Origin of the sequence: Achromobacter deleyi (genome assembly GCF_013116765.2) — a bacterium.
Taxonomy (GTDB): domain Bacteria; phylum Pseudomonadota; class Gammaproteobacteria; order Burkholderiales; family Burkholderiaceae_B; genus Achromobacter; species Achromobacter deleyi_A.
Genome location: NZ_CP074375.1, coordinates 1,418,015 through 1,439,653, shown reverse-complemented (window position 1 = coordinate 1,439,653; position 21,639 = coordinate 1,418,015). Strand labels below are relative to the sequence as shown.

At 67.9% G+C, this 21,639-nt stretch carries 22 protein-coding genes; 14 read left to right on the top strand and 8 right to left on the bottom strand.

Translation table 11 applies throughout. The annotated features are described in order from the left end of the window. The first annotated feature begins 117 nt into the window (after positions 1-117). The 3 genes from asd (at position 118) to HLG70_RS06555 (ending at position 3,631) form a co-directional block, all read left to right on the top strand. On the top strand, positions 118-981 hold the full coding sequence (gene asd / locus HLG70_RS06565; protein ID WP_171662564.1) for an archaetidylserine decarboxylase: 864 nt from the start codon (positions 118-120) through the stop codon (positions 979-981). Positions 982-1,139: 158 nt separating this feature from the next. Beyond that, positions 1,140-2,360 carry an alpha-hydroxy acid oxidase gene (locus tag HLG70_RS06560; protein ID WP_171662566.1) on the top strand — a complete coding sequence of 407 codons (1,221 nt, stop codon included), beginning with the start codon at positions 1,140-1,142 and terminating at the stop codon, positions 2,358-2,360. Positions 2,361-2,461: 101 nt separating this feature from the next. Further along, on the top strand, positions 2,462-3,631 hold the full coding sequence (locus HLG70_RS06555) for a metallophosphoesterase (protein WP_171662568.1): 1,170 nt from the start codon (positions 2,462-2,464) through the stop codon (positions 3,629-3,631). A 15-nt stretch (positions 3,632-3,646) separates the two neighbouring features. Here the strand turns inward: HLG70_RS06555 and HLG70_RS06550 are convergent, their stop codons facing one another. Continuing rightward, a complete protein-coding gene (locus HLG70_RS06550) occupies positions 3,647-4,102 on the bottom strand; it encodes an Lrp/AsnC family transcriptional regulator (protein WP_171662570.1) in 456 nt (151 codons plus the stop codon). A 91-nt stretch (positions 4,103-4,193) separates the two neighbouring features. Between HLG70_RS06550 and HLG70_RS06545 the strand changes: the two genes are divergently transcribed. Next, a complete protein-coding gene (locus HLG70_RS06545; protein ID WP_171662572.1) occupies positions 4,194-5,381 on the top strand; it encodes an MFS transporter in 1,188 nt (395 codons plus the stop codon). Positions 5,382-5,389: 8 nt separating this feature from the next. Here the strand turns inward: HLG70_RS06545 and HLG70_RS06540 are convergent, their stop codons facing one another. Beyond that, on the bottom strand, positions 5,390-6,211 hold the full coding sequence (locus tag HLG70_RS06540) for a MetQ/NlpA family ABC transporter substrate-binding protein (RefSeq protein ID WP_234102959.1): 822 nt from the start codon (positions 6,209-6,211) through the stop codon (positions 5,390-5,392). A 164-nt stretch (positions 6,212-6,375) separates the two neighbouring features. On the opposite strand from HLG70_RS06540, the gene rocD reads away from it, so the two are divergent. Beyond that, positions 6,376-7,611 carry an ornithine--oxo-acid transaminase gene (gene rocD / locus HLG70_RS06535; RefSeq protein WP_171662574.1) on the top strand — a complete coding sequence of 412 codons (1,236 nt, stop codon included), beginning with the start codon at positions 6,376-6,378 and terminating at the stop codon, positions 7,609-7,611. Next, positions 7,611-8,576, top strand: coding sequence for an arginase (gene rocF, locus HLG70_RS06530; protein WP_171662575.1), 966 nt, complete (start codon positions 7,611-7,613; stop codon positions 8,574-8,576). The genes rocD and rocF overlap by 1 nt, the downstream gene beginning before the upstream one ends. 45 nt (positions 8,577-8,621) lie before the next feature. Here rocF and HLG70_RS06525 read toward each other — a convergent pair whose 3' ends face one another. Continuing rightward, positions 8,622-9,362, bottom strand: a complete 741-nt coding sequence (locus HLG70_RS06525; protein WP_171662576.1) for an IclR family transcriptional regulator — start codon at positions 9,360-9,362, stop codon at positions 8,622-8,624. Positions 9,363-9,587: 225 nt separating this feature from the next. Between HLG70_RS06525 and HLG70_RS06520 the strand changes: the two genes are divergently transcribed. Both HLG70_RS06520 and HLG70_RS06515 read left to right on the top strand, forming a co-directional pair. Further along, on the top strand, positions 9,588-10,796 hold the full coding sequence (locus HLG70_RS06520) for an ABC transporter substrate-binding protein (RefSeq protein WP_171662577.1): 1,209 nt from the start codon (positions 9,588-9,590) through the stop codon (positions 10,794-10,796). A gap of 68 nt (positions 10,797-10,864) precedes the next feature. Next, positions 10,865-11,926, top strand: a complete 1,062-nt coding sequence (locus tag HLG70_RS06515; RefSeq protein ID WP_171662578.1) for an alcohol dehydrogenase — start codon at positions 10,865-10,867, stop codon at positions 11,924-11,926. 91 nt (positions 11,927-12,017) lie between these two features. On the opposite strand, the gene HLG70_RS06510 is transcribed toward HLG70_RS06515, so the two are convergent. Both HLG70_RS06510 and parS read right to left on the bottom strand, forming a co-directional pair. Next, a complete protein-coding gene (locus tag HLG70_RS06510; RefSeq protein WP_171662579.1) occupies positions 12,018-12,530 on the bottom strand; it encodes an RES family NAD+ phosphorylase in 513 nt (170 codons plus the stop codon). Next, positions 12,527-13,012, bottom strand: a complete 486-nt coding sequence (gene parS, locus HLG70_RS06505) for a type II RES/Xre toxin-antitoxin system antitoxin (protein WP_171662580.1) — start codon at positions 13,010-13,012, stop codon at positions 12,527-12,529. The genes HLG70_RS06510 and parS overlap by 4 nt, the downstream gene beginning before the upstream one ends. 179 nt (positions 13,013-13,191) lie before the next feature. On the opposite strand from parS, the gene HLG70_RS06500 reads away from it, so the two are divergent. Continuing rightward, entirely contained in the window at positions 13,192-13,569 is a 378-nt protein-coding gene (locus HLG70_RS06500) for a DUF423 domain-containing protein (RefSeq protein ID WP_171662581.1), read from the top strand. A gap of 64 nt (positions 13,570-13,633) precedes the next feature. Continuing rightward, a complete protein-coding gene (locus HLG70_RS06495; RefSeq protein ID WP_171662582.1) occupies positions 13,634-14,542 on the top strand; it encodes a DMT family transporter in 909 nt (302 codons plus the stop codon). 9 nt (positions 14,543-14,551) lie between these two features. Here the strand turns inward: HLG70_RS06495 and HLG70_RS06490 are convergent, their stop codons facing one another. Both HLG70_RS06490 and HLG70_RS06485 read right to left on the bottom strand, forming a co-directional pair. After that, a complete protein-coding gene (locus HLG70_RS06490) occupies positions 14,552-15,190 on the bottom strand; it encodes a glutathione S-transferase family protein (protein ID WP_171662583.1) in 639 nt (212 codons plus the stop codon). 5 nt (positions 15,191-15,195) lie between these two features. Continuing rightward, positions 15,196-16,344, bottom strand: coding sequence for a PQQ-dependent sugar dehydrogenase (locus HLG70_RS06485; protein WP_171662666.1), 1,149 nt, complete (start codon positions 16,342-16,344; stop codon positions 15,196-15,198). A 161-nt stretch (positions 16,345-16,505) separates the two neighbouring features. Between HLG70_RS06485 and HLG70_RS06480 the strand changes: the two genes are divergently transcribed. Next, positions 16,506-17,117 carry a glutathione S-transferase family protein gene (locus HLG70_RS06480; protein WP_171662584.1) on the top strand — a complete coding sequence of 204 codons (612 nt, stop codon included), beginning with the start codon at positions 16,506-16,508 and terminating at the stop codon, positions 17,115-17,117. Positions 17,118-17,163: 46 nt separating this feature from the next. Here HLG70_RS06480 and HLG70_RS06475 read toward each other — a convergent pair whose 3' ends face one another. Further along, positions 17,164-18,135 (bottom strand): LysR family transcriptional regulator, encoded by a 972-nt coding sequence (locus HLG70_RS06475; protein ID WP_171662585.1) that lies wholly within the window; start codon positions 18,133-18,135, stop codon positions 17,164-17,166. Between the two features lie 120 nt (positions 18,136-18,255). Here HLG70_RS06475 and HLG70_RS06470 point away from each other — a divergent pair, with 120 nt between their 5' ends. Genes HLG70_RS06470 through HLG70_RS06460 form a run of 3 tightly spaced genes read left to right on the top strand, consistent with a single transcriptional unit; the run spans position 18,256 to position 21,452 of the window. After that, positions 18,256-19,233 carry a Bug family tripartite tricarboxylate transporter substrate binding protein gene (locus HLG70_RS06470; protein ID WP_171662586.1) on the top strand — a complete coding sequence of 326 codons (978 nt, stop codon included), beginning with the start codon at positions 18,256-18,258 and terminating at the stop codon, positions 19,231-19,233. A gap of 9 nt (positions 19,234-19,242) precedes the next feature. Further along, on the top strand, positions 19,243-20,712 hold the full coding sequence (locus tag HLG70_RS06465) for an N-acyl-D-amino-acid deacylase family protein (RefSeq protein ID WP_171662587.1): 1,470 nt from the start codon (positions 19,243-19,245) through the stop codon (positions 20,710-20,712). Positions 20,713-20,753: 41 nt separating this feature from the next. Beyond that, positions 20,754-21,452 (top strand): aspartate/glutamate racemase family protein, encoded by a 699-nt coding sequence (locus tag HLG70_RS06460; protein ID WP_434082302.1) that lies wholly within the window; start codon positions 20,754-20,756, stop codon positions 21,450-21,452. Positions 21,453-21,639: the final 187 nt, after the last annotated feature.

Genomic DNA, 21,639 nt, shown 5'->3' with positions numbered 1-21,639 from the left:
CGGGCCTGGACGCGTTACAATCCCGCGCATTACGCGCATCCATTGTCACTCGGGCCTGCGCGGCAGCCTCCAACCACGTCCCGCTTGTATGCGGGACGCGTTTTTTAGCGCTCTTAGATGCCGATCAAAGACCAAGTATTTCTCGCCAGCCAGTATCTCGCGCCTCACCATCTGGTGTCGCGCTTCTTCGGATACGCGTCCGACTGCCGCGAGCCCGCGGTCAAGAACTGGATGATCTCGCGCTTTGTCCGCAAGTACGGCGTGGACATGAGCGAGGCCTTGCAAGAAGACCCGTTGGCCTATGACTGCTTCAATGACTTCTTCACCCGCGCGCTGAAGCCCGACGCGCGGCCGCTGGACGACGAGCCCGGCTCGGTGCTCTGTCCCGCCGACGGCGCCATCAGCCAGCTGGGCGCCATCGAACAGGGCCGCATCTTCCAGGCCAAGGGCCACAGCTATGGCCTGGCCGACCTGCTGGGCGGCGACGCCGAACGCGCCGCGCCGTTCCAGGGCGGGCAATTCGCCACCGTCTACCTGTCGCCCAAGGACTATCACCGCGTCCATATGCCGGTTGCCGGCACGCTGCGCGAAATGGTGCATGTGCCGGGCCGCCTGTTCTCGGTGAACCCCCTGACCGCCCGCAACGTGCCGCGCCTGTTCGCGCGCAACGAACGCGTCGTCTGCATCTTCGACACGGAACATGGCCCCATGGCCGTCGTGCTGGTCGGCGCCATGATCGTGGCCTCGATCGAGACCGTCTGGGCCGGGCTGGTCACGCCCTACAAGCGCCGGGTCAAGTCCACCCGCTACGACGACACCGCCCCCATCCATCTGGAGAAAGGCGCCGAGATGGGCCGCTTCAAGCTCGGCTCCACGGCCATCGTGCTGTTCGGCCCGGACAAGATCCGCTGGGCGGATACGCCTTCGGTGCTGGGCCCGGTGCGCATGGGCGAACTGCTGGCGCTGCCCGCCCACGCCTGAGCGGGCGCTGCGCAAGGCCTTGCGGCGCATGGGCGCGGATCGCCGGACTGCCCGGCCCGCTGGCCGCTTTTTCGCTTGAAGCGAAAAAGGCCTTCCGTATTTATTCGCTTTATGCGATGAAACGGCGTTGCTAGATTACGGGCTTTTACCGGCCCGCCATGACATCCACCGCCCTGCCCGCCACCGCTCCCCGCGCCGCCGCCCGTCCCGTGCCGCGCGCGCTCGGGCGCCTGCTGTCCCTGGACGATTTCGAAGCCGCGGCCCGGCGGCGCCTGCCGCGTCCGATCTTCGGCTACGTCGCGGGCGCGGCGGAAGACAACCAGTCCCTGCAGGGCAACCGCCAGGCGTTCGCGCAGTACGGATTCACGCCCCGCGTGCTGGTGGACGTGTCCGGCCGCACACAGCAGACCGAACTCTTCGGCCGCGTCTATGCCTCGCCCTTCGGCATCGCGCCCATGGGCATCAGCGCGCTGTCGGCCTACCGCGGCGACATCGTGCTGGCCCGCGCCGCGCGCGAGCAGAACATTCCCGCCATACTCAGCGGCACGTCGCTGATCCCGCTTGAGGACGTCATCCGAGAAGCGCCGGGCACCTGGTTCCAGGCCTATCTGCCCGGCGATCCGGCAAAAATCGACGCCCTGGTCGAACGCGCGCGCCGCGCCGGCTACGAAACGCTGGTGCTGACCGTGGACATTCCCGTCTCCGCCAACCGCGAGAACAACGTCCGTACCGGTTTTTCGACCCCGCTCAAACCCAGCCTGCGGCTCGCCTGGGACGGCCTGACCCGGCCGCGCTGGCTGGCCGGGACGTTCCTGCGCACCTTGCTGGCCCATGGCATGCCGCACTTCGAGAATTCGTTCGCCACGCGCGGCGCTCCCATCGTGTCGGCATCGGTGCTGCGCGACTTCACCGCCCGCGACCACCTCAGCTGGGACCACGTGGCGCGGATCCGCCGGCAGTGGCCCGGCACGCTGATCATCAAGGGCATCCTGCATCCCCAGGACGCGGCGCTGGCGCGCCAGCATGGCGCCGACGGCATCATCGTGTCCAACCATGGCGGACGCCAGCTCGACGGCGCCATCTCGCCCCTGCGAGCCTTGCCGGGCATCGTGGACCAGGCCGGCGCGATGACGGTGATGATGGACAGCGGCGTGCGGCGCGGCAGCGACGTCCTGAAGGCCCTGGCGCTGGGCGCGCGCTGCGTATTCGTCGGACGCCCGTTCAATTATGCGGCGGCCGTGGGTGGCCAGGCCGGCGTGGAGCACGCCATAGACCTGCTGCGCGCCGAAGTGGATCGGAACATGGCGATGCTGGGCATCAACCGCGTCCGCGAGATGGACGCCAGCCTCCTGTGCCGCGAAGGCGCCAAGCCGGGCTGACGCAGCCCATTCCCTGCGCGACGGCCGCGCGGGCATAGAATGGCGATTCCCTTGCTATGCACGCGCCGGCCTGACCGGTCAGGCGCGTCCCCGCCCCCTCCGTGTCCCTACGCCAATCCTCGTTCTTCCTGCGCTTTCTGACCCTGGGCGCATTGGCCCATGTGTACGTGGGCGCCCGCCTGATTCCCGACGCCCTGCTCGGCGGCGATGGCTCCGCCGCCGCCATTCTTGTTCTGGTGCTGTCCTGCATCCTGATCCCGCTGGGCATGCTGGGGCGTTCATCCGTGCACCCGCCCTGGGGCGACCGCATCGCCTGGGTGGGCTTGCTGGCGATGGGGCTGTTCTCTTCCCTGTTCGTGCTGACCGTGCTGCGCGACGCGCTGTTGCTGGCGGCCTGGCTCGCGAACCTGGCGATAGGCGCCGACCTGCCGTGGATCGCATTGCGTCGCGGCAGCGCCTGGGCCGTGGCCGGACTGGCCCTGGCGGGCACCCTGGCGGGCTTGTACAACGCCCGCCGCCGCGCGCGCGTGGTGGATGTGGAGGTGCCCGTCGCGGGCCTGCCGCAAGACCTGGACGGCTTCACCATCGTGCAGATCAGCGACATCCATGTCGGGCCCACCATCAAGAAACGCTACGTGCAGGCCATCGTGGACGCAGTCAATGAACAGAGCCCGGACATGATCGCCATCACCGGCGACGTGGTGGACGGCAGCGTCGAACAGCTGGCCTCGCAGGCCAGCCCGCTGGGCCAGTTGCGCGCGCCTTATGGCGTGTACCTGGTCACCGGCAACCATGAATATTATTCAGGAGCCGCGCCCTGGGTCGCCGAGTTCCGCCGCATGGGGTTGCGCGTGCTGATGAATGAACATGCCGTGATCCATCCCGCGGGCCTGCCCGTGGTGGTGGCCGGCGTCACCGACTACAGCGCCGGATCCTTCGACCCGCAGCAGCGCAGCAATCCCAAGGCTGCGCTGGCTGGCGCGCCCGCCGACGCCTTCCCCAGGATCCTGCTGGCGCACCAGCCCCGCAGCGCGGCCGCCGCCGAGCCGCTGGGCTACACGCTGCAGCTGTCCGGCCATACGCATGGCGGGCAGTTCTTCCCGTGGGGGTTCTTCGTGCGCTTCCAGCAGCCCTTCACCGCGGGCCTGCACCGGATGGGCCAGATGTGGGTCTATACCAGCCGCGGCACCGGCTATTGGGGCCCGCCCAAGCGGCTGGGCGCTCCTTCCGAGATCACCCGCCTGCGACTGCGCGCCGCGCCCGCCCGCTGATCCTCGCGGGCGGACTCAGGCGTCCTCGGGCAGCGGTCCGCGCTCCAGGTAGCTGGTCAGCGCAATATCGCTGGTGGTGTTGGTGATGCCCTCGATCTGGTGTATGCGCGCCAGCAGCAGCTCCAGTGCCTGCGTGTCGCGCACGCGTACCTTGAGCAGCATGGCGCTCTTGCCCGTGATGGTGTGGATCTCCTCCACCTCGGTCAGCTCGGCCAGCCCCAGCACCTGCTGCGTGATGGTCCAGTTGTTCGTATCCACATGCACGAAGGCAAGTAGCGGACGGCCGATCTTTGCGCCGTCCAGCTTGGCGGCGATGCCTTTGATCAGGCCATCGCGCTTCAGGCGCTTGACCCGTTCGTGCACCGCGGGGGCCGACAGGTTCAGCACCTTGCCCAATTCCGCGTAACTGGGAGAGGCGTCGTCGGCCAGCAGCGTTAATAATTTTCGGTCGCGGTCATCAAGGTCTGACATTGGAATCACATTCTGCCGAACGGCATTCGAACTTTTATGGAATAAGGAATTATCAGCGTTAACCCTTATTTTATTCCAATAAAATTCCGGAATGTCGCAACGCAGCACCCAAAATTCCTCGCCCGTCCCCGCCCTGATGTTCGCCGTCAGCGTTGTCGGCTCCAACGGCCTGGCGCTAAGCCCCATCCTGACCGACGTCGCAGCCTCGTTTTCGACCTCCGCGCTGACCATCAGCACCGCCATCTCCGCCTACGGCGCGGCCACGGCCGCCAGCGCCTTTTTCCTGGCCGCGCGGATCGACCGTATCGGCGTCCGCCGTTCCCTGCTGGGCGCCATGGTGGCGTTGATCGCCGCGCTGGCTCTGTCCGCCTGCGCCCCGCACTGGATCGTGCTGACACTGGCGCAAGCCCTGGCCGGCGCTGCCGCCGGCGTCATCCTGCCGGCCGCTTACGGTTCGGCCTCGCTTATCGCCCCCGCTGGCCAGGAGGCCCGTACGCTGGGCCGCGTGATCGCGGGCTGGTCGGTGTCGCTGGTGGTCGGGGTGCCGCTGTCGGCGCTGATTTCGGACTGGGTGGGCTGGCGCGCCACCTATGGCGCGCTGGCGTTGTGCGCCGCGATCGCCCTGCTCGGCCTGCGCAAGCTGCCCGAGCGCCGCGCCGCCAACCCCGCGCCGCTGCGCCTGTCGCGCCTGCTGGCGCCGCTGTCCTACCGCGACGTGCCGGCGCTGCTGCTGGGCTGCCTGGCCTTTTCTTCCGCTTTCTATGGCGTCTACGCCTTCCTGGCCGACCATGTCCGTACCCTGCTTGCGCTGTCCGCCGGGCAGGTGGGCTTCATCGCATTCGCCTATGGCGCGGGCTTCCTGCTGGCCGGTTTCACCGCAACACGGCTGGTCGACCGGCTGGGGCCGCGACGGGCGTTGCCGCTGGCGCTGGGCGTGATTGCCCTGGTCTATGCCGGTCTGCTGCCGGCGGCGCACTCGCTGGCCGCGGTGCTGGCCATCGCCGCGGTCTGGGGCGCCGCCTCGCAGCTCAGCCTGAACCTGCTGGTGCTGCTGCTGTCCCGCGCCCGTCCCGACGAACGCGGCGCCGTGCTGGGCCTGAACACCTGCACCACCTACCTGGGCGCCAGCCTGGGCACCGCGATCGCGGGAACGCTATACACGCACGCGGGCTTTGACACGCTGGGCCTGTGCGCCGCGGCCGCGCTGGCGGCGGCGGCGCTGGGATTGCACTGGCGCCTGAACGGCCGTCGGGGAGCCGCCGCGCGCGCGACGGCCTGATCCCCCGCCTACCAGGGGAACGTGATCAGGTCCCCGTACAGCCGTTTCAGCGTGCTCTTCACTTCCGGCGAATTCTGGTAGATCGCAATGAACTTCAAGAGGCGCGGATCCTGCGCCTTTTCCGGCGTGGTGACCCAGCGGATCGCGTAGCGGCGGATGCTCTGCGGATCGGTATTGTCGAACGCCAGTCCGTCCTTCTCGTTCAGCCCGGCCTGCTTGGCGAACGTGGTGTAGGTGACCGACGCCGTCACGTCGTCGAACGTGCGCGCCGACTGCGAGCCTTCGATCTGAACAAACTTCAGGTTCTTCGGATTCGACACCACGTCCTGCAAGGTCGCCTCATGCGCCACGCCCGGCTTGAGCTTGATGAGCCCCATCGACTCCAGCAGCAACAAGGCGCGGCCCGTGTTGACCGGATCGTTCGGCACCGCGATCGTGGCGCCGTCGGGCACGGGCTCACCCTTCTTCAGCTTCTTTGAGAACAGGCCGATCGTGGTGGAATAGCCATAGGCGATCGGCGTCAGGTTCGCGCCACGCCGCTGATTGAACAATTGCAGGAAGGGCTCGTGCTGGAAGAAGTTCGCATCCACCGAGCCGTCGGCCACGGCGATGTTGGGCAGCACCCAATCGTTGAACTCCACCAGCTTGACGTCCAGCCCCTCTTTCTTCGCCTGGGCGATCGCCAGCTCGGTGGCCTCGTTGGCCACACTGGGAATGACGCCGATCCGCAAGGGCTTTTCCTGAGCCATTGCAGAGGCGCTGGCGGCCAGCCCCAGCACGGCCACGGCGGCGCCGCGCGTCAGTTTCAAAAGCAATTGGTGCACAAGCATGAAGGCCATCCAGGGATAACGGAACGCCGGGCAAGGCCCCGGCACAGGCGCTATTGTGCAGCAGCCTGGCGTCCGGACCTCGAAAGGCCTTTGTCACGCAATGGCAATGCCACGCCCCCGCCGGCGGCGCTAAGATGACCGTAATACGCCCTTGGGAGATGCTCATGAGCGCGGTTCTGACCACCCTGCCCGGCGCGCGGTACGCTGCCCGCCACCGCGACCAGGTCGAAGACCAGCTTGGCGCGCACAACTACCATCCGCTGGACGTCGTGATCGCGCGCGGAAGCGGGGTCTGGCTGTACGACGTGGAAGGCCGCAAGTACCTGGATTGCCTGTCCGCCTATTCCGCGGTCAACCAGGGACATTGCCACCCGCGCATCCTGGCCGCCATGACGGAACAGGCGCAGAAGCTCACGCTGACCTCCCGCGCGTTCCGCCATGACCAGATGGCGGGGTTCTACGAAGACCTGGCCCGCCTGACCGGCGCGCACAAGATCCTGCCCATGAACAGCGGCGCCGAAGCGGTGGAAACCGCCATCAAGGCGGTGCGCAAATGGGGCTATGAAGTCCGCGGCGTGCCCGAGGGCCAGGCCGAGATCATCGTCTGCGCCAACAACTTCCATGGACGCACGCTGGGCATCGTCGGCTTCTCCACCGACCCCGACGCCTATGGCCACTACGGCCCGTTCGCGCCCGGATTCAAGGTCGTGCCCTTTGGCGACTACGACGCCTTCAACGCCGCCATCACCCCCAATACGGTCGCCTTCCTGGTTGAGCCCATCCAGGGCGAAGCCGGCGTGGTGATGGCGCCCGCGGGCTACTTCGCCAAGGTCCGGCAGCGCTGCACCGAACAAGACATCACCTTGATCCTGGACGAGATCCAGACCGGACTGGGACGCACCGGCAAGCTGCTGGCCGAAGAGCACGAAGGCATCGAAGCCGACGTCACGCTCATCGGCAAGGCGCTCTCGGGGGGCTTCTATCCCGTGTCCGCCGTCCTGTCCAACGCGGATGTGCTGGGGGTGTTCCAGCCGGGACAGCATGGCAGCACCTTCGGCGGCAATCCGCTGGCCTGCGCCATTGCCCGCGCCGCGCTGCGCGTGCTGACCGACGAGGGCATGATCGAGAACGCCGCGACGATCGGCGCCTACTTCCTGGATCGCCTGCGTGCGCTGCCCGGCCCCGTGCGCGAAGTGCGCGGGCGCGGGCTGATGCTGGCGGTCGAACTGGAACCCGACGCCGGCGGCGCCCGCCTGTGGTGCGAACGCCTGCTGGCACGCGGCATGCTGGTCAAGGACACGCATGGCCACACGCTGCGGCTGTCGCCGCCGCTGATCGTGACGCGCGAGCAGGTCGACTGGGCCTGCGACCAACTCGCCGCGGTACTATCCGCCCCTTGATGAAACGCCCTCCTGGAGTCCGCGCCTTGCAGAAGAAAGCCACCCTGCCCACCCAAATCACCCTGATCGGCGCCCCCACGGATATCGGCGCGGGCGCTCGCGGCGCATCGATGGGACCCGAAGCCCTGCGCGTCGCGGGCCTGGGACCCGTCATTGAAGCCCAGGGCTTCCAGGTGAAGGACCGCGGCAATGTGCAAGGTCCCGCCAACCCCTGGCTGCCACCCGTGGACGGCTACCGCCACCTTGAAGAAGTGGCCGCGTGGAACCAGGCCGTGCACGACGCCGTCCACGAGGAACTGACCCTGGGCCGCCTGCCCGTCCTGCTGGGCGGCGACCACTGCCTGGGGATAGGCTCGATCAGCGCCGTCGCGCGCCACTGCCGCGCCGCCGGCAAAAAGCTCCGGGTGCTCTGGCTGGACGCGCACGCCGACTTCAACACGAATACGCTCACTCCCACCGGCAATACTCACGGCATGCCGGTGGCCTGCCTGTGCGGCTACGGACCCGCGGCCATCACGGGCATGTCGGGCCAGACCCCGGACATCGATCCGGCCTGCATCCGCCAGATCGGCATCCGCAGCGTAGACCCGGGCGAAAAGCGCCTGGTGCACGAAGCCGGACTGGAAGTCTTCGACATGCGCTACCTGGACGAGATGGGCATGCGCGCCACGATGGAAGCCGCGCTGGCGGACCTGGACGCGGACACTCACCTGCATGTCAGCTTCGACGTGGACTTCCTGGATCCGGAGATCGCGCCTGGCGTGGGCACCACGGTGCCCGGCGGCCCCACCTACCGCGAAGCCCAGTTGTGCATGGAAATGATTGCCGACACCGGCCTCATGCGCTCGCTCGACGTGGTGGAGCTGAATCCCGCCTTCGATGTGCGCAACAAGACCGCGGAATTGGCCGTGGACCTGATCGAAAGCCTGTTCGGAAAATCCACGCTGGTGCGTCGCGGCGCCTAGGGCCTGTACGCCCGGCGCCAGACACCTGGCATTCACCCGGGCCTGCTAGCCCTCGCGGTCACGCCGGATGGCCTGCGCGGCGTCGCGCAAATGCCCCAGATTCGCGTCCCGCTGCGCCCAGACGCGGGGCGTCGGACCGGCCATGCACAGCGCGTACCATTCGCCGCCCAGGTCCAGCGCCACCGCCAGCCCGGTCAGGTCGGCCACGCTCTCTCCCACGTTCGACGCCCAGCCTTGCGCCGCCACGCGCTCCACATCGGCCAGCAGCGCCTCGCGCGTCGCCAGCGTGCTGTCCGTATAGCGGGTGTACTGCGCGGCGGCCAGCACATGCTCGCGCTCGGCGGGCGACAGGCGCGCCAGGATGGCCTTGGCCACGGAACTGGTGTGCAGGGGCCGGCGCTCGCCGGGCCGCGCCGCATAGTGCACGGGCTGCGTGGACTCCACGACATCCAGGAACAGCACCGCGCCGTCCTGGATCTTGCCCAGCATCACGGTCTCGTTGGCTGCATCGCGCAAGGCCGAAAGCCGCGGGCGCACCTGCTCCAGCCAGGGATCGCCGGTCAGGATCTGCGCACTCAGGCTGTGCAGTTTCGCCGTCGGGTAGTAGCCGGCCCGGCGACGCACCTCGTACAGATAACCCCGCGCCACCAGCGTGCGCACCAGCGCCAGGCAGCTGGACATGGGCGCGCCCAGGCCCTGGGCCAATTCCGTCAACGGCATGGGGCGCCGTGTCTGCGCAAACAGTTCGATCAGCTCCAGCGTGCGGACGACAAGCTTCACTTCCATGGCGGCAATCCTTCCTGGCGCTTCCGGGCCGGCGTCGCGCTGCCGGCCTAGGTAATCCACTATGTTGACATTTCATGTGTGTGTACCTAAATTCTTGCACAGGAATTTACATTCACCAATAAGAAAAAAATTTCAGCCGGCTGGAGAACCGGCGCCCCGGCACCAGGTACCGCGTCATCAACAAAATTCAATAATCCGCCCGCGAACGGGCTGGGAGACAAACAGATGCGTATCAAACCCATGCTGGCGGCCCTGGCCGCCGCCCTGGCCGCCTGCGCGGCCCAAGCCCAGACCGACGTCGTGCGCCTGGGCGTATCCAACGACCGTTCCGGCATTTACTCCGACCTGGGCGGGCTGGGCTCCGAAATGGCCGTGCGCATGGCCGTCGAGGACTTTGGCGGCAAGGTGGCCGGCAAGACCGTCGAAGTCATCGGCGCGGACAACCAGAACAAGGCCGACGTCGCCTCCGCCCTGGTGCGCCGATGGTTCGACACGCAGGGACTGGTGGCGGTGGTCGACGGCGGCGCAAGTTCGGCCGGCCTGGCCGCGCAGGGCGTGGCGCGCGAGAAAGGCGGGTCCGCCCTGATCAGCGGCGGATTCGCCGGTGACTTCAGCGGCAAGCAATGCAGCAACCTCAGCACCCAGTGGGCGCCGGACACCTATGCGCTGGCCAACGCGGTGGTCAAGAGCGTGGTGGAAGGCGGCGGCAAGTCCTGGTATTTCATCACCACCGACTACGTGTTTGGCAAATCCCTGGAAGGCAATGCCTCGCGCTTTGTGCAGAACGCCGGCGGCAAGGTCGTGGGCAGCACGCGCCATCCGCTCGGCGCCATGGACTTCGCCTCCTTCCTGGTGCAGGCGCAATCCTCCAAGGCCGACGTCGTCGGCCTGGCCAGCGCCGGCGGCGACCTGGTCAACCTGATCAAGCAGGCTCAGGAGTTCGGGCTGACGGGCGGCAAGCAGCGCATGCTGACCTTCCTGACCTTCATCAACGATGTGCAGGCAATGGGCCTGCCCGTCGCCCAGGGGCTGACCTTCCCAACCGGCTTTTACTGGGACGCGGACGAGGACACGCGCGCCTGGACGCAGCGGTGGCAGAAGAAGATGGGCGTGACTCGCGCGCCTTCGATCGTGCAGGCACTGAGCTACGTGTCCACCACCCACTACCTGCAAGCCGCGCAGGCGGCCGGCACCTTCGACGGGGCGGCGGTCAACCAGAAGATGCGCGAGTTGCCCATCACCACCAAATTGATCAAGAATGCCCGGGTACGTCCCGAGGACGGCCGAGTCATCATGGACCTGTATCTGGTTGAAGTGAAAAAGCCCGCCGAATCGAAATACCCGGGCGACTTCTACCGCATCCTGTCCACCGTGCCTGGCGAAAAGGTCTTCGTGTCGCTGGCCGACAGCGAATGCCCCTTGGTCAAGAAGTGAATGCAGCCTGCCGCGCCCGCAATGCGGGCTGGCGGCACGGCAAGGTAAACCATCAGAGGAGACATCACATGAAGTGCTATTGCGTCGTCAATTTCCGCGAACCCCTGCAGGAAATGGACCAGCCCACGCCCACGCCGCAAGGGTCGCAGGTGCTGCTGAAGGTACGCGCGGCCGGCGTATGCCACAGCGATATCCATCTGTGGGAAGGCGGCTATGACCTCGGCCAGGGACGCACGCTCTCCTTGAAGGACCGCGGCGTGTCGCTGCCGCTCACCATGGGCCACGAAACGGTGGGCGCCGTGGTCTCGGCCGGCCCCGACGCCCAGGGGCTCGCGTCCGACCGCAATTACCTCGTGTATCCCTGGATCGGCTGCGGCAACTGCCCGTCCTGCGCGGCGGGCATGGAAAACCACTGCACCGCCCCCGCCTGCCTGGGCGTGCACCGCGCGGGCGGCTATGCCGACCACATCCTGGTGCCGCACCCGCGCTACCTGATCGACATCGGCGACCTTGACCCGGCGCAAATCGCGCCCTACGCGTGCTCCGGCCTGACCACCTATTCCGCGCTGAAGAAGATTGGCGCGGACATCTACCGCGAGCATCCCGTCGTCATCTTCGGCGCGGGCGGCCTGGGCCTGATGAGCCTGACCTTGATCAAGGCCCTGGGCGGCGCGGGCGCGATCGTCGTCGACATCGATCCCGCCAAGCGGCAGGCGGCCCTGGATGCGGGCGCGCTGGCCGCCATCGACGGCGCGGCCCCCGACGCCGCGCAGCAGATCATCAAGGCCGCGGGCGGCAAGCCCGTGCGGGCCGCGATCGACCTGGTCGGCGCACCCGCCACCACCTCGCTCGCCTTCGATTTCCTGACCAAGGGCGGCAAGCTGATCATCGTCGGCCTGTTCGGCGGCGCCTCGTCGTGGCCGATCGCGCTGATCCCGATGAAGGCCATGTCCATCATCGGCAGCTACGTGGGCAACCTGACCGAATTGCAGGAGCTGATGGAACTGGTGCGCTCGGGCAAGGTGCCGCCAATGCCGGTGCACCGCCACGCCCTGGCCGAGGCCGACAGCGTGCTCGCATCGCTGCGGGCCGGCAAGGTCGTCGGCCGGGCCGTGCTCACGACGGACTGATCGACCGCGCATGAAGAAGGGGAGCCTGGGCTCCCCTTTCTTTTTCTGCGTGCTGCGTGCTGCGTGATTGCCGCGGTCATGGTCATTGCGCTCAGGCCGGCCGCAACCGCGGGTCATAGATGAAGCGCTCGCGCCGCACCACCACGATGTGCTCGGCGTCGGGATGGGCGGGATTGATCAGGAAATTGCAGTCCGGCACGCCGCGATACGGCACGATGGCGCTGGGCAGTTCCAGCAGCGCCGACACGCCGGATTGCACCCAGTTGTCGCCCACGGCCTGCGAGGCCTCGGCGAAGGGCACGGCTTCCCAGAAGGGATAGTCCTCTTGCAGCTGGGTCAGGGTCAGTATCTGCCGGGCCTCGTGCACTGCGCTGGGCACGGCCAGCTCGATCAGGTAGCGGTTGGCTTGCTCCGACGCCCTGGCCGCAAAATGGACCACGGTTTCCAGCACCGCCAGCGCCACGCTGGCCGAGGCATAGACCACCGCCGTGCCGGGGCTGTTATAGCGCCCGCCCACCGCTGCGGCCCCTGCCCCGCTCAGGTCGTCCGCCCGGTACTTGCCCGCCGTCGTGCCGATGCGCCACAGCGAGACAAAGTCCGTCATGCGTAGACGCCGGCGGCGGCCCGCGCCAGCGTGTCTTCAACGATGCGGCTGCTGGCGTCGGACGTCAGCAGGGACAAGGGCTTGACGTTGCCCAGCGCGGGCACGGGCGTATTCAGCCACAGCACCGCTTCCTCGTCGCTGCCCAGGACCTGGCGGGCCACCCGCGCCACCCGGGCCACCCGGGCCAGACGGTCGGATTCGCCCAGCGGCAGCATCTGGCCCTCGCGGGTCCAGCGCGACAAGGACGCGGCCTTGACCTCGGTGATGGCCATGATTTCCGACTTGGGCACTTGCAGGTAGTCGGCGGCGTCGTCCACCATCTGGGCAGGCAGGCCGCGGCGCACGTCGCGCGCGATATCCGTCAGGGGGCTGTCCACCAGCCCCAGGAACAGCTGCTTGGCCCGGACCGCGGCATGGCGCGGAGGCCGCTTGGCGGTCGCGCCGCGCTTGGGCGTGGATTTATCGCTTAGGGCTATGGTCATGGCCGTCTCCCGGACTGTCGTCCGTGTCCGCCGGACGCGGCGGGAAATTCCGAATTGAATTTATAATATCCCATTTGGAACCCCCGTCGCAAGCCCGCGCCACCCTCCGGCAGGCGCCGGATTTGGCCCTATCATAGGCGGCGGCAACACACCCATCAGCACACTTACAAGGACTGGCAATGACCGACCGGCAGCTCACGATACTCGCGGCGTTGAATCTCATGGTGGCGGTTGGCGCCGGCGCCTTCGGCGCGCATGGACTCAAGCGCATGCTGACGCCCGAGCTGTTGGCCGTCTGGCAGACTGGCGTGATGTATCACCTGATCCACGCGCTGGGCCTGTTCGTGATCGCGCTGCTGGGCGCCCGTTTCGGATCCCCGCTGCTGTCCGCCGCCGGCATGGTCATGTTCGTGGGCATCGTGCTGTTTTCCGGCAGCCTGTACGTGCTGTCGCTGACCGGCACCCACTGGCTGGGCGCCGTCACCCCGTTCGGCGGCGCCGCCTTCCTGGCCGCCTGGGCCATGGTGGCGCTGGCCGCCTACCGCGCCCAGGGCTAAGCCGCCCCACCGTCGTTCCCACGGCGGCGGGAACCGCCGCTTTTCGCAGGTTTCAGAGTTTCAGATGTCCACCTCGACCGCATTACCCGCCGCCCGTGACCGCTCCGCCGCCGCAGGCATAGCCTGTGTGGTGGGCGGCATTTTCTTCCTGACCCTGAGCGACGCCAACGCCAAATGGCTGGGCGCGCACTACAACCCGCTGCAGATCCTGTTCCTGCGCGCGCTCATCGCGCTGCCATTCGTGACCGCGCTGGCGCTGTGGCTGGGCGGCCGCCGGGTGCTGCGCACCACCCATCCCGGCCTGCACCTGACGCGCGGCGCCATCAACGTCGTGTCGGCCTATTGCTTCTACCTGGGCTTGCGCGATTTGCCGCTGGCCGAGGCCACCGCGATCGCGTTCGCCGCGCCGCTGTTCGTCACGGCGCTGTCGGTGCTGATCCTGAAGGAACAGGTGGACGGCAAGCGCTGGGTGGCGGTGCTGGCGGGGTTCGCCGGCGTGCTGATCGTGGTGCGGCCAGGCACGGATACCTTCCAGGCGGCCACCCTGTTGCCGCTGACGACCGCCCTGCTCTATGCCGTGATGATGATCACCGCGCGCGGCATCAATCGCGCCGAGGGCATGCTGACGACCACGTTCTACATCGTGCTGGGTCAACTGGTGTGCAGCGCCGTCGCCCTGCCCTGGGTCTGGCAGTCGCCGGCCATGGAAGACCTGCCGTACTTCGGCGCCGTGGCGCTGTTCAGCACGCTGGGGCTGGCGCTGATCACCCAGGGATTTCGCATCGGTCCCGCCTCGGTCGTGGCGCCGTTCGATTACACCGGCCTGATCTGGGCCACGATCCTGGGCTGGATCTTCTGGCGAGAGGCGCCGGATGCCTATGCCTACCTGGGCGCCGTGTTCATCGCCGGCAGCGGCGTCTACATCGCCGTGCGCGAGGCGCGGGCCAAGTCCCGCCGCCGGGCCAGGGGCTGACGGGGTTCGCTATTCGCTGGGCGGCGGAAAGTTCCGCTGAAGCACGCGCGCCACGTTGGGCTCGAGCGCCGCTTCACGCGCCACCGCCGTCAAGGCCGGGCATACCGCGCCGAACCAGGACGGCCCCGGGCGCCAATGCGTCATGACCGTCACATACAGATCCAATGCCGAGAAGCGCCGGCCCAGCATATGCGGGGCGCCGGCCTGCCGCTCCAGTTCCTGCCAGAGCTCGGCCCGGCGCGTATGCACGCGCTCTCGCAGCAGGTCGGCCGCCGCGCCCGCGGTGGTCCATTGGGGCGGATCGTCGCCATAGGTGAAGGTCGGATAGACCGCCGCCACCAGGCGCACCAGCAGATTCAGGAAACGGACCCGTTCCGGCTTGTCCGGCGCGGGCGCCAGGCCGGCCTGGGGCGCCACATCGTTAAGGTGCAGGATCATGGCCGCGCTCTCGGTCATGACTTCGCCATCGGGGGTGATCAGCGTGGGCACCTGGCCCAGCGGGTTCAGGTGCAGCAGCCGGTTGCGCTCGGGACCGGGTTTCAGGTACGGCACGTCCGTCAGCGTATGCGGCACGTTGGCCAGCACCAGCGCCATCTCGACGATGGCTGAACCGCAGCCCGCGGAACCGATCAGCTCGTAGGTTTTCATGGCAATCACCCCCCCGATTCCACGGGAGCCAGCCGCAGCAGTTCGCCCGGCGAGGCATCCGTCAGCACATACACATAACCGTCCGGCCCCTGCCGCACGTCGCGTATCCGGCTCTTGCGGTCAACCAGCAGCAGCTCCTGCGCCACCACGCGGTTGCCGTCCAATGTCAGGCGTATCAGATTCCGGTTGACCAGCGCGCCGATGAACAGCGACTTGCGCCAGGCCGGAAACCGGTCCGCGTCGTAGAAGGCCATGCCGCTGATGGCCGGAGACTTCGGCCACCAGTACAACGGCGACTCCATGCCGGGCAAGGTTTCGCCCTGGGCTTCGGGAATGGCCAGGCCCGAGTAGTTGATGCCGTAGGTTGCCAGCGGCCAGCCGTAGTTCTTGCCCGGCTGCACCAGGTTGATCTCGTCGCCACCGCGCGGTCCGTGCTCGTTTTCCCAGAGCTCGCCCGACCACGGGTTCAACGCCATGCCTTGCGGGTTGCGATGGCCGTAGGACCAGATCTCCGGCCGGGCGCCTGCCTTGCCCACGAAGGGATTGTCCGCCGGCACCGTGCCATCGGTCTTGAGCCGCACCACCTTGCCCTGCAATTTGTCCAGATCCTGGGCGGTGGGCCGCTGATTGTTTTCGCCCAGCGAGATGTACAGATAGCCCTTGCCGTCGAACACCAGGCGCGATCCGAAGTGCAGGCCGGACGACAGCTTGGGCTCCTGGCGAAACAGCACGCGGAAGTCCTGCAGGCCGGTCGCGTCGTCGGCCAGGCGCCCGCGGCCCACCACGGTACCGCTCTTCGAACCGTCCGACTCCGCGTAGGAGAGGTACACATAGCGGTCCGTCGCGAAATCCGGCGACAGCGCCACGTCAAGCAGGCCGCCCTGCCCTTGCGCGGCCACCTTCGGCACGCCGGAGAGCGGCTTGGACAGGCCGCCCGGCATGCGCAGCAGTCTCAGGTTGCCGGGGCGCTCGGTGATCAGCATGCCGCCTTCAGGCAGAAATGCCATCGACCAAGGATGGTCCAGCCCGCCTACGACCGGCGTGACCCGCGCGGCCACCGAAGGCGGCTCCTGCGCGGCGCGCGCCATCGCGGGCGCCGCGACGGACGCAACGGCCACGACGGACAGGCAGAACAGCAAGGGGATCGCGCGCATGCTCGCGGCGGTGCGTGACTGCATGGACATCTCCGGCGGCGACAGGTTGGAATGCGGGCGCGCAAAGCACTGCAGGGAGACGGGACGTGTCCCACGGTTGGCGTACCATAGCGCCCAGGGACGGGTGGTCTCCCGTCCTTCCTCTCAGGAGACTCCATCACATGAAACTGTACTACATGCCCGGCGCGTGTTCGCTCGCTTCCCACATCGTCCTGGAGTGGATCGGCAAGCCGTACGAAACGCACAAGCTCAGCCGTGAAGAGCTCAAGGGTCCCGAGTTTCTAAAGGTCAATCCGCTGGGCGCCGTGCCTGCGCTGACCGACGGCGACTGGGCCATCACCCAGAACGCCTCCATTCTTGAATACCTGGCCGAACAGGCCCCGCAAAGCCAGCTGCTGGGCGACGGCACCGCGCGCTCGCGCGCCGACGTGCGCCGCTGGCTCGGCTTCATCAACTCCGACATCCACAAGACATTCTCCATGATCTTCGGCGCGCAACGCTTCCTGAAGGAAGAAGGCGCGCAGAAGGAATTGGCCGGTTCCGCCTCCAAGCTGCTGACCAGGCTTTTCGCGCAGCTGGACACGCAACTGACCGGCCGGCCCCACCTGACGGGCAACGCCCCGTCGATCGCCGACGCATATCTGTACGTCGTGCTGCGCTGGGCGCACGCCAAGGAAGTGGACTTGTCCGGGCTGGACAACCTGGCGGCTTTCTACAAGCGCATGGAAGAAAACGCGGGCGTGAAGGCCGCGCTGAAGGCTGAAGGGCTGTAAAGCGCGTCCGGGTTCCGGCGATCTGGCGGGAATCCGGCCGGACGCCCTATCCGGCCGACCCCGGCGTGGCGTCCATGCCGGGCAGCGCCTGCCCTTCCAGCGTCTTTTTCACCGCCGCCAGGAAGCGCCGCGCCAGCAGTGGCGGCGCGCTCAGGTTGGAATGCGTGGCCCAGATCTCGACGCTGGCCTCCGGCGCTATCGGGCGCAGCGCCATGTGCGCGGCCTGATCGGGCGTGACGCACCAGGCATCCACCAGCGCCGGCCCCAGCCCCTGCTGCACGAACGAACAGGCGGTCACGGGGGAATGCACCTCCACCGCCGCCGCGCAGCGCGGCCCCTCGCCAAAGAAGGGCTGGAGCGCGCGCCCCAATGGCGTGTCGCGGGGATAGCCGATCCACGCCGCCGACGAGAAATCCTCGGGCAGCACCACGTCGTGGCTGGCCAGCGGATGCCCGGGCGGCAGCACGCAGACCACCGGCACCCGCGCCAGCCTGACCGAGGTCAGGTTGGGATGGTCGGGCGGCTGCATGGAAATGCCGATGTCCGCCTGCCCGGACAGGAAGTATCCCGCCAGTTCATCGAATGTCACGCTGCGGTAATCCACCCGTGCATCGGCATTGCGGCCGCGAAACCGCTCCAGGGCCATGGGGACCAGGCGCTGGCCGAAACTGGCGCTGGCCACGATCTTCAGCATGCCCGCGCCAGACTGCCCCAGGCTGGCGGCCAAATCGTTCACGCGCTGGATGCCGCCATACACCTGCTCGACCTCGGCATACAGGCGCCGCGCCTCGGCCGTGGGCGACAGCCGGCTCTTCACCCGTTCGAACAGGCGATAGCCCAGGCGGCTTTCCGTCAGGGCCAGCACCCGGCTTACCGCCGGCTGCGACACATGCAGCATCCGCCCCGCCCCGCTGATCGAGCCGGCCATCATGATGGCGCGGAACACCTCGATCTGACGCAGGTTCAACGGCCTTCCCGCGCTGGGCCCGACCTCGTCGGCGTAAGCGTCCGCATCCATTTTCTTCCCCGTGATCAATAACGAGGGATTATAGGTTTTAGACATTTTTCGATGACGCGGCGCCGCAAACGCGGGTGTACTCTGCCCCCCTCAACACAACAAAACCAGGGGAAATCCACCATGCGCAGCAAATTCTTCCGCACTCTTTCCGTGGCGACGCTAAGCGTCGCCCTGTTCGGCACGGCCACGGCCGCCGGCTATCCCGACAAGCCCATCACCTTCGTGGTGCCATCCGCCGCCGGCGGATCGCCCGACGTGCTGTCGCGCCTGATCACGACGCAAATCGCCCGCGACACCGGCGCCACGATGGTCATCGAGAACCGCCCGGGCGCCGCCGGCAACATCGGCATCGCGCTGATCAAGCGCGCCGCGGCCGACGGCTACACCGTGGGCTACGGCAACATCAACACGCTGGCCGTGAACCGCTCGCTGTTCAAGCGCCTGCCTTACGACGTGGACCAGGACCTGACCCCGGTCGCCCACATGTTCGATCTGTACAACGCGCTGATCGTGCCGGCCGACTCCCCCGTCAAGAGCGTGCAGGAACTGATCGACCGCGCCCGCAAGGAACCCGGCCGCCTGTCCTACGGCGCGTCGGGCGTGGGCACCACGGGCCACATGGGCGGCGAGCTCTTCAAGAGCATGGCCAAGCTGGATGTGATGTTCATCCCCTACAACGGCGGCCCCGCCGCCATCCAGGACCTGCTGGGCGGGCGCCTGGACTACCTGTTCGTCAACACCTCGGAAGCCGCTCCGCTGGTCAAGAGCGGCAAGGTCCGCGCCATCGGCGTCAGCAGCCTGAAGCGCCTGTCGCTGATGCCCGACGTGCCCACGCTGGACGAAGCCGGCCTGAAGGGCTACGAGACCGTCGCCTGGGGCGGCGTGGTGGCGCCCAAGGGCACCCCGCCGGACGTGGTGGCCACGCTGAACGCCGCCATCCAGAAGGCGCTGCAAGCCCCCGAAGTGCGCACCGGCCTGGCCACGCTGGGCGCCGAACCCGCCACCGGCTCGCCCGCCGAGTTCAAGCAGCTGATCGATCGCGAAACCGCCAAATGGCAGGCAATCATCGATAACGCCGGCATCGAAAAACTCGACTAAGCGCACTCCATGACGGCAGACACCTTGCAGGCGGACTTCATCGTGGCGGGCGCCACGCTTATCGACGGCTCGGGCGGGCCCGCCCGCGTGGGCGATCTGGCCGTGCTGGGCGACCGCATCGTGGCGGTGGGCAGTTTTGCCCATCCCGCGGGCGTGCCGGTCATCGACGGCCGGGGCCAGGCGCTGGCGCCGGGCTTCATCGACTCGCACACCCACGACGACGGCTACCTGCTGGCGCATCCCGATATGCTGCCCAAGGTGTCTCAAGGCATCACCACGGTGGTCACCGGCAACTGCGGGATCAGCCTGGCGCCCCTGTCCCGCAGCGAGATCCCGCAGCCGCTGGACCTGCTGGGCCCGGCGGAACTGTTCCGCTTCGGCACCTTCCGGGCCTGGATGGACGCGCTGCGCGCCACCCCCGCCGCGGTCAACGTGATTCCGCTGGTGGGCCACACCACCTTGCGCGTCGCCGTCATGGACGACACCTCGCGCGCCGCGGACGGCCCGGAACGCGCCGCCATGCGCGAACTGATGCAGGAAGCACTGGACGCGGGCGCGTTCGGCGTATCCACCGGCACCTTCTATCCGCCGGCCAGCGCCGCGCCCACCGATGAAATCATCGACGTGTGCCAGCCGCTGCAGGGCCGGTCCGGCATCTACGCCACGCATCTGCGCGACGAAGCCGACCACATCGTGCCCGCCATGGAAGAAGCGCTGCTCATCGGCCGCGAACTGGATTGCCGCGTGGTGTTCTCGCACCATAAGCTGGCCGGCGAACGCAACCACGGCCGCACCCGCGAAACGCTGGACATCATCAGCCGCGCCGCCGCCTCGCAGCCCGTCTGCCTGGACTGCCATCCCTACCCCGCCACGTCGACCATGCTGCGGCTGGACCGCGCGCGGCTCGCCAGCCGCACGATGATCACCTGGTCCAAGGGCTACCCTGAAGCCACCGGCCGCGATTTCAGCGACGTCATGGCGGAGCTGGGCCTGGACGACGAGGCCGCCGTGGCCCGGCTGGCTCCGGCGGGAGCCATCTATTTCCTGATGGATCCGGCGGATGTCAGCCGGATCTTCGCCCACCCGCTGGCGATGGTCGGATCCGACGGCCTGCCCTTCGACCCGCATCCCCACCCCCGCCAATGGGGCACCTTCACCAATGTGCTGCGCACGATGGTGCGCGAACAGAACCTGCTGTCGCTGGAAGTCGCCATCCACAAGATGACCGGGCTGGCGGCGGACCAGTACGGCGTCTCCGGGCGCGGATTGCTGCGCGAGGGGTATCATGCTGACCTGGTGCTGTTCGATCCCGCCACCGTGACAGATGTGGCCACTTTTTCAGCTCCCATTCAGGCAAGCCAGGGCATCCACGCCGTGTGGGTCAATGGCAAGCGGGTCTGGGACGGGGAACGGACCGGCGCCGAACGCCCGGGCAAGGTCCTGACTCCCGGTGATGCATTTTCGGAGTACATAAAGTGAAGACGTTTTCCCAGGGCTGCTACCTGGGTGTATTGGGCGGCATGGGGCCCATGGCCGGCGCGGCCTTTGCCCTCCGCCTGGCGGCGCTGACGCCCGCCGCGTTCGACCAGCAGCACATTCCCACGCTGCTGCGCAACGACCCCCGCATTCCCGACCGCTCCAGCGCCTATATGGCCGGCGGCGAAAATCCCCTGCCCTACATGGTGGAAGGCGTGCGATTCCTGGAACAGGCGGGCGCCCAGCTCATCGCCATTCCGTGCAACACCGCTCACCTCTGGTTCGACGAGATTGCTGCGTCCACCCGGCTGCCCGTGCTGCACATCATCCAGGCCGTCATCGAAGACCTGCGCCGGCTGGGCCTGCCCCGCGGCCGCATCGGCCTGATGGGCACCGCCGCCACGTTGAAGCTGGGCCTCTACCAGCGCCAGCTGGAGGCGCAAGGCTACGAGTGCATCGTGCCTGACGATGACGAAGTCGAGCGCTATTGCATGGGCTCGATCCGCGCCGTCAAGGGCAACCAGCTCGAAGACGCCTTTGCCCCGGCGGCCGAATGCATCGCCCGCCTGAAGGCGCGCGGCGCCGACGCCGTGGTGCTCGGCTGCACGGAACTGCCCCTGGCCGTGCCGCACGCCTTGCGCCCCGGACTGGGCGTGACGCTGACGGACTCCATCGACGCGCTGGCCCGCGCGGCGATCGCACACTACCACGCCGACCAACCGGAACAGGCTATCGCGGCTTGAAAGGGCCCCCACGCTGCGCACGCTACGCGTGCTTGCTGCCCCCCGAGGGGGCGGCCCAGCCTTGGGGCGGCCCGGCGGCTGGGCGGGCCCCCACGTTGCGCACGCTACGCGTGCTTGCTGTCCTCCGAGCGGGCTGCCCAGCCTTGGGGCGGCCCGGCGGCTGGGCGCTCCCCCCGCTGTGGAAAAA

What these genes read in the sequence shown, in the direction of transcription:
- HLG70_RS06480 (WP_171662584.1), top strand. Translation starts at nt 16,506, where the DNA reads ATGAAACTGTACTACATGCCCGGCGCGTGTTCGCTCGCTTCCCACATC.
- HLG70_RS06520 (WP_171662577.1), top strand. Translation starts at nt 9,588, where the DNA reads ATGCGTATCAAACCCATGCTGGCGGCCCTGGCCGCCGCCCTGGCCGCC.
- HLG70_RS06550 (WP_171662570.1), bottom strand. Translation starts at nt 4,102, where the DNA reads ATGTCAGACCTTGATGACCGCGACCGAAAATTATTAACGCTGCTGGCC.
- HLG70_RS06545 (WP_171662572.1), top strand. Translation starts at nt 4,194, where the DNA reads ATGTCGCAACGCAGCACCCAAAATTCCTCGCCCGTCCCCGCCCTGATG.
- HLG70_RS06475 (WP_171662585.1), bottom strand. Translation starts at nt 18,135, where the DNA reads ATGGATGCGGACGCTTACGCCGACGAGGTCGGGCCCAGCGCGGGAAGG.
- asd (WP_171662564.1), top strand. Translation starts at nt 118, where the DNA reads ATGCCGATCAAAGACCAAGTATTTCTCGCCAGCCAGTATCTCGCGCCT.
- HLG70_RS06500 (WP_171662581.1), top strand. Translation starts at nt 13,192, where the DNA reads ATGACCGACCGGCAGCTCACGATACTCGCGGCGTTGAATCTCATGGTG.
- rocD (WP_171662574.1), top strand. Translation starts at nt 6,376, where the DNA reads ATGAGCGCGGTTCTGACCACCCTGCCCGGCGCGCGGTACGCTGCCCGC.
- HLG70_RS06460 (WP_434082302.1), top strand. Translation starts at nt 20,754, where the DNA reads ATGGGGCCCATGGCCGGCGCGGCCTTTGCCCTCCGCCTGGCGGCGCTG.
- HLG70_RS06510 (WP_171662579.1), bottom strand. Translation starts at nt 12,530, where the DNA reads ATGACGGACTTTGTCTCGCTGTGGCGCATCGGCACGACGGCGGGCAAG.
- HLG70_RS06515 (WP_171662578.1), top strand. Translation starts at nt 10,865, where the DNA reads ATGAAGTGCTATTGCGTCGTCAATTTCCGCGAACCCCTGCAGGAAATG.
- HLG70_RS06540 (WP_234102959.1), bottom strand. Translation starts at nt 6,211, where the DNA reads ATGCTTGTGCACCAATTGCTTTTGAAACTGACGCGCGGCGCCGCCGTG.
- HLG70_RS06490 (WP_171662583.1), bottom strand. Translation starts at nt 15,190, where the DNA reads ATGAAAACCTACGAGCTGATCGGTTCCGCGGGCTGCGGTTCAGCCATC.
- parS (WP_171662580.1), bottom strand. Translation starts at nt 13,012, where the DNA reads ATGACCATAGCCCTAAGCGATAAATCCACGCCCAAGCGCGGCGCGACC.
- rocF (WP_171662575.1), top strand. Translation starts at nt 7,611, where the DNA reads ATGAAACGCCCTCCTGGAGTCCGCGCCTTGCAGAAGAAAGCCACCCTG.
- HLG70_RS06470 (WP_171662586.1), top strand. Translation starts at nt 18,256, where the DNA reads ATGCGCAGCAAATTCTTCCGCACTCTTTCCGTGGCGACGCTAAGCGTC.
- HLG70_RS06485 (WP_171662666.1), bottom strand. Translation starts at nt 16,344, where the DNA reads ATGCGCGCGATCCCCTTGCTGTTCTGCCTGTCCGTCGTGGCCGTTGCG.
- HLG70_RS06495 (WP_171662582.1), top strand. Translation starts at nt 13,634, where the DNA reads ATGTCCACCTCGACCGCATTACCCGCCGCCCGTGACCGCTCCGCCGCC.
- HLG70_RS06465 (WP_171662587.1), top strand. Translation starts at nt 19,243, where the DNA reads ATGACGGCAGACACCTTGCAGGCGGACTTCATCGTGGCGGGCGCCACG.
- HLG70_RS06525 (WP_171662576.1), bottom strand. Translation starts at nt 9,362, where the DNA reads ATGGAAGTGAAGCTTGTCGTCCGCACGCTGGAGCTGATCGAACTGTTT.
- HLG70_RS06560 (WP_171662566.1), top strand. Translation starts at nt 1,140, where the DNA reads ATGACATCCACCGCCCTGCCCGCCACCGCTCCCCGCGCCGCCGCCCGT.